Origin of the sequence: Candidatus Cardinium sp. cBcalN2 (genome assembly GCF_022810445.1) — a bacterium.
In the GTDB taxonomy this organism is placed as follows: Bacteria; Bacteroidota; Bacteroidia; order Cytophagales; family Amoebophilaceae; genus Cardinium.
Genome location: NZ_JAACGD010000055.1, coordinates 1 through 1127 on the forward strand (window position 1 = coordinate 1; position 1127 = coordinate 1127).

The window sequence follows — 1127 nt, forward strand, 5'->3', positions numbered from 1 at the left end:
TTAATTTTTTAATGCCTGTCAGATTAAAGATCAACTACTACAACTAAAGCTAGAAAACTTGAAGCAAAACTAGCAATAACCAAGTATGATATGCTGAAAAGCTGCTGCGCTTCTAAGAAACTCATACTATTTCTTTTTTAGGTATAACCTTGCTACCGTGGGTGTAGGGGCTGAATGGATACTGATTTTTGGGTTACTTTTTACTCGATCAAAAAAGTAATCGTAAAAATAGCTTATTCACAAGAACGAATCTCTATCGCTTCTGAAATGGTATCTGCCATTTTTATGATTTTTATGATCCAAGGAATAAGTATTACCTTAAAATTTTTATCTATTCCTCTTGCATGTTGTGCCATTTTTACCTCATTAAAGCTATCCATGATTAGTGGCATAAAACGTAGGGCTAACGTAAAAGCAAGGCTAATCTTAGCAGGCTTTAACCCAAAATAGGATAGGGGCTTTAATAAAGAGGCTAATCCATCGGCTATATCTGCATAAGATGTGGTAGATAGGACCCATGAAGCGAAAATGGCCATGTTGCAAAATCTAAGTATAACTTTTATGCCATCTAACCAGTCGCCCCCAATTGCATGCAGGCTAAAAATGATGATTAATGGATACAAGTAGAGCCTTACTGGTTTAAGTAATGCTTTGTAAGCAATATTGGTTAAGTACCCTAAGACAAAAGTAATAACTAAATTAGCTAGATAAAAGCGCCCATCATATATCATAAAAGATGCACTAGAGACCATGATAAGTAGCATGAACCTCCATATAGGAGTTAGCTTGGCAAGCTGCTTGCTAGCTGTTTTGTAATGGGTCATATATCAATTTTTGATAGGCTTTTATAGAAGCAGCAGGGAGGTCATCTATCACTAAACGTCCTTGTTCAAAGACAAGCACTCTGTCGAAATGAGTTAGCAGGTCTAAGTCATGCGTAACTACTATGATGGTTTGGCTGAGATTTTCTATCATCTCTACTATTTTTCTCTTATTTTTGAGATCTAAAAGAGTAGTTGGTTCATCAAATACCATATAAGTAGGCTCCATCACTAGTACGGACAAAATAGCTAATATGCAGTAGTTGACATTTAATCTGACAGGCATTAAAAAATTAATGTATATAC

Annotated in this window: 2 protein-coding genes; both read right to left on the reverse strand. The window is 35.4% G+C overall.

What is annotated here, in order from left to right; all coding sequences use genetic code 11:
- Window positions 1–233 precede the first annotated feature (233 nt).
- Entirely contained in the window at window positions 234–824 is a 591-nt protein-coding gene (locus tag MUW74_RS01685) for an energy-coupling factor transporter transmembrane protein EcfT (protein ID WP_243517922.1), read from the reverse strand.
- Window positions 802–1127: AAA family ATPase (locus MUW74_RS01690; protein WP_338140475.1), on the reverse strand; the 326-nt coding region annotated here is incomplete at its 5' end. The genes MUW74_RS01685 and MUW74_RS01690, both read right to left, overlap by 23 nt.

Bases quoted from the DNA above. Each gene is read 5' to 3' on its own strand.
- MUW74_RS01685 (WP_243517922.1), bottom strand. From the start codon at position 824: ATGACCCATTACAAAACAGCTAGCAAGCAGCTTGCCAAGCTAACTCCT.